The organism is Candidatus Cloacimonadota bacterium (assembly GCA_011372345.1).
Classification (GTDB): domain Bacteria; phylum Cloacimonadota; class Cloacimonadia; order Cloacimonadales; family TCS61; genus DRTC01.
In genome coordinates, this window is the sequence record DRTC01000345.1 from 1 (window position 1) to 5154 (window position 5154).

Below are 5154 nucleotides of genomic sequence, written 5' to 3' on the forward strand. Positions count from 1 at the left end.
ACTTTTGGTGGAACGGAAAATGATTTTGGCAGGAGTGTTATCCAAACTTCTGATGGCGGATATTTGATTGGAGGTATTACAGGTTCTTTTGGAGCAGGCAGCAATGATATCTGGCTTATCAAAACAGATGAATTCGGGATCGAGGATTGGAATCAGACTTATGGATATTCAGGTGAGGATAACTGCTATTCTGTACACCAGACAGTCGATGACGGTTATATAATTGGAGGTTATACAAATTCGATCGGAGCAGGAAACAATGATTTCTGGTTGATCAAAACCGATTCCAGCGGAAATGAAACCTGGTCTAATACTTATGGAGGAGTTGGAGGTGAGTATTCATACTGCGTTCAGCAAACATCGGATAACGGATATATTATGTCCGGTTATACTGATTCTTACGGAGCAGGAAATTACGATTTCTGGCTGGTGAAAACAGATATAAGCGGTAATGAAGAATGGAACCAGACTTACGGAGGAACCAGTTCGGATAAAGCTCGTTGGGTAATAGAAGCAAATAACGGTTTTTTTGTCATTGGTTATACTGACCCTTCAGCAACTTATGTTTATGATCTGTTTTTAGTGAAAGCAGATGCATCCGGAAATGAAGAATGGACTAAAACGATCGGAGATGGAGGAAGTGACTACGGATATTGTATAGATCAGACAACAGATCAGGGATTTTTTATTTCCGGATATACAAATTCTTTTGGAGCGGGAGGTTATGATTTCTGGCAGATCAAACTGGATTCGGAATTTGAAGTTGACTTTTCCGCATCTCCAACTTATGGATATTATCCTGGATTGGAAGTGCAATTTACGGATGAATCATTAGGAAACGATTTATGTTGGTTCTGGGATTTTCAAAATGACGGAACTTATGACTCTTTTGAACAAAATCCTCAATTCACATATACAGAAGTTGGAACTTATGATGTGAAATTGAAGATCACAAGTAATACAAAAGTCGATTCATTAATAAAAAATGACTATATTGAAGTAGTCTATGTTCCTCCTGCACCTCCGACAAATGTGCAATTGACCATGTCCGGTGATGATGCTGTTATAACCTGGTCTGAAGTAGACACGACAATGGCAGGGACTCCCATCACAGTTGATTATTATGTTATCCGATATTCGGAAGATAGTTTGGAAGAATCGCTTTTCTATTATCTCTGGTCAACGGTTGATACTACTTTTACTCACGAAAGAGTCGGTATGTTCAGCGAACAGATGCTTTATCTTGTCGAATCCTTCATCGGAACAAGAGAAGAATTAGAAACATATATTGAGATGAATCCGGTTATAAATGAACAACGGAAAGTGTTCCACAAACATTAAGTTATCAAATTTGCCATCCGCCAGCTTCCGGATGGCAAATTTCTATCCGATATGAGAAAATATACAATCATTTTTTTATCAGTTTTTTTTACCTTTGTTCTTTATTCAGATACATCTATCATCGATAGTCTTAAAAACAAGATCAAAATAACAACCGGTAAAGAGCAAATTCATCTTTTAAATGAATTGGGAAAGGCCTATTGGGGAATCGATCCTGAAAAAACATTCGAATATTCAAATCAAGCCCTGAAATTGTCTAAACAGGATAATTATCCAAAAGGAATTGCTCAATCTCTGAACAATATCGGAGTAGGTCATTATTTCCTTGGTGAATATGACGCAGCTTTGGATTTATTTCTGCAATCTTTGACCTTAAGGGAAAATATTGGAGATAAAAAGGATATCGTATCTTCATATAACAATATCGGAATCATTTACGATGATCTGAGCGATTATGAGAAAGCTCTCGAGTATTATCAAAAGGCATTGAAATTATATGAAGAACTGGAGGATAAAAAAGGAATCGCTGATGCTCTCCATAATATCGGTGTATCATATCGAAGCTTAAGCAGGTTTAATAAATCCCTCGAATGCTATCTGCGAGCTTTAAAAATTTATGAAGAAATAGAAGATAAAAACGGGATCTCAAGTGCGCTTGGAAACATCGGAATAATTTATAACGATCTTAGTTATTATGATAAATCTTTGGAGTATCATCTGGCTTGTCTTAAAGCCAATGAAGAATTAAATGATAAAACGGGAATTGCTCTTTCCATGAAAAATATCGGGATCGTCTATAAAAATCTCGGTAATTATAAGAAAGCAATCGAATATTATCAACAATCTATGGAAGTTGAAGAAAAACTTGGTGATAAAAGTGGTGTTGCCAGTTCATTAAATAATATGGGTATTATTTATGATGATCTGAAGGAATTCGAGCTGGCGTTGGAGTATTATTTACGATCCGATAGTTTATATGAAGAGATTGGTGATAAAAGTGGTGTTGCAAAAACTATTAACAACATCGGAGTTGTTTATGAACACCTGGAAGATTATGATAATGCTTTGAAATATCATCAGAAATCTCTTGTATTTTTTCAGGAATCAAAGCATAAGAAAGGTATCGCAGCTTCCCTTAAGAATATGGGTTCCGTGTATCTGAAAATGAATCAATATGATCAGGCACTTGAATCCTTTGAACAAAGTCTTGAGATCGTAAACGAAATACAAATAAGAGACTTGATGATCGAAATCTATGAAGGGCTTTCCGATCTTTATTCTGCCCAAAATAATTTTAGAAAAGCATTAGCTTATTATAAGTTGTATTCAGCTGTTAAGGATAGTATTTTTACCAAAGAAATCATTGAAAGAGTTGCCGGAATGGAAACTTCTTTTGAAGTCAGGAATCTTATTCATGAACATGAAAAAGAAATTGAACTTCTGCAGAAGAATAATGAAATATATCGGTTAGCTGCGGAAAAACAAAAGCTGGTAAAATGGCGACTATATTCGATTTTGCTGGTTTTTTTAGCTGCTGTTTTTATAATTTATTATCGTTATACGCTAAAAAATAAAACTGCCCGACAACTGAAAGAAGTTGTCGAAGAGCGGACAAAAGATCTGAAAAAAACAAACGATGACCTGCTCAAAGAAATTTCCGAAAGAAAACATTTGGAAACTCAATTAAGAATTACTGAAAGATTAGCCGGAATTGGAGAGCTTGCAGCCGGAGTTGCGCATGAGATCAGGAATCCGATTGCCATCATAAAATCAACAGCTCAATATTGTCAGACAAATTATAAGAATCTAAGCGAAGAAAAAATAAATAAAATGATGGATATCTTTACCGAAACATCAGATCGGATCAGCAAAACAGTCAAAGACCTGGTTGAATTTGCCAAACCCAAACGGGATTCCTTTAAAAAAGGTGATATTATCACAATATTGAACAAAATTATATCATCTTTTGAAAGTAAATTTCTATCTCATCACATTATTGTAAAAAAGGATTTTGCGGAAGATCTGCCATTAGTTTTGCTGGATGAAGATCAAATGTACGGTGCTTTGTTAAACCTGATTTTAAATGCCGTAGATGCTATGCAGAATGGTGGAACTTTAACTTTGTCTGCAGAGAAATGCAAAGAGAATTTGATTATAAAAATTTCTGATACCGGAGTTGGGATCTCAAAAGAAAATCTGAAAAAAATATTTAATCCTTTTTTTACGACAAAGAAAAAAGGAACCGGACTCGGCTTAAGTCTCGTCCATCAGGTTATGGATTATCATCAAAGCCAAATAGAAATTGTAAGTGAAATCGGGAAAGGTTCTGATGTTATTCTAAAAATTCCGATTCAATATAGATAATTTATTGCATTTTATCTTCTGGGGGAAATTTGGAAAATATTTTAATAGTTGATGATGAAGAAAATATGAGATTCATTCTTTCTGAATTACTGGAAACCACCGGTTACAAAACATATCAAGCAGAAAGTGGGACTCAAGCCTTGGAGTTGTCCCAAAAAATTAAACCGCACCTGGTTTTGCTGGATTATAAACTTCCTGATATCGATGGGATGAAAGTCCTTGAAAAACTACAACAGATCGACAGTTCAATAATCGTTATTATGATTACTGCTTATGGTGATATTAAGAAAGCCGTAACTTCAATGAAGCTTGGGGCTTATGATTATCTGACGAAACCTTTTAATAATGCTGATATTCTCCATTTAGTAAAAAAAGCTCTTAATACATCTTTCCTGGAGAAGAAAGTCAAATCTTACCATGAACAGATTTCCAAAGACACGAAACTTCAGGAAATGATGGGTCAAAGTGCAGAGATAAAAAAGGTTTTAAGTCAGGTAGAACTTGTTGCAGAGAGCGATATAACAGTTTTTTTGGAAGGTGAAACCGGAACCGGTAAAGATTTGATTGCCAGAATGATACACGAGAGAAGTCCTCGAAAAGACAAACCTTTTGTTGCTGTCGATTGTGGAGCTATTCCGGATACTTTGTTCGAGAGTGAAATGTTCGGGCATGAAAAAGGAGCATTTACAGGTGCAAATACAACCGTGATCGGAAAATTCGAACGAGCAGATGGAGGTACGCTTTTCCTTGATGAAATATGTAATCTACCGACAAATATGCAGTCAAAATTATTAAGGGTAATCCAGAGCAAAGAAATAATGAGATTGGGCGGAAAAAGAACGATCAAGATTGATATCAGATTAATCGCTGCCTGTAACAACAATATCGTGGAAGAAATTAAAATCTCCAATTTCAGGAAAGACCTCTTTTACAGGATCAACGAATTTAACATAATTCTTCCCAGTCTGAAAGAAAGAAAAAAGGATATACCTGTCATTTCTCGTTTTTTTATAAAGGAAATGAATCCGGAATTGAATAAAAATGTTAAAGATTTTGATGAATCTGCAATGCAGAAACTTGTTAAATACGAATGGCCAGGGAATATCAGGGAATTAAAAAATGTCATAAAAAGAGCAATACTACTAACTAAAACTAATAGGATATATCCAGAACATTTAATTTTCAGGGATATACAAAAAAGTGCAAGATCAGGAGTAAATATTATTAAAAATGATGATTTTCTGATTGAAAAAGCAACGAATGAAGCGAAGAAAAATATCATTAAAGATGCAATCCAGAAAACAAAAGGTAACAAAACAAAAGCCGCAGAAATATTAGGAATAAGCAGGAGACAGCTTTATTGGGAATTGAATAAACTGGGAATTGAAAATTAATGTAGAACATAATTGTATTTCGTTAATAAAACTTTTGCAGCAAATTAGATTGCCG

The 5154-nt window shown here is 34.9% G+C and carries 3 protein-coding genes; all 3 read left to right on the forward strand.

The window, feature by feature from the left end; all coding sequences use genetic code 11:
• Nucleotides 1-1341: PKD domain-containing protein (locus ENL20_06645; GenBank protein ID HHE38234.1), on the forward strand; the 1341-nt coding region annotated here is incomplete at its 5' end.
• A gap of 51 nt (nt 1342-1392) precedes the next feature.
• Nucleotides 1393-3705 (forward strand): tetratricopeptide repeat protein, encoded by a 2313-nt coding sequence (locus ENL20_06650; GenBank protein ID HHE38235.1) that lies wholly within the window; start codon nt 1393-1395, stop codon nt 3703-3705.
• 29 nt (nt 3706-3734) lie between these two features.
• Nucleotides 3735-5099, forward strand: coding sequence for a sigma-54-dependent Fis family transcriptional regulator (locus ENL20_06655; protein HHE38236.1), 1365 nt, complete (start codon nt 3735-3737; stop codon nt 5097-5099).
• Nucleotides 5100-5154: the final 55 nt, after the last annotated feature.

What these genes read in the sequence shown, in the direction of transcription:
- ENL20_06650 (HHE38235.1), top strand. Translation starts at nt 1,393, where the DNA reads ATGAGAAAATATACAATCATTTTTTTATCAGTTTTTTTTACCTTTGTT.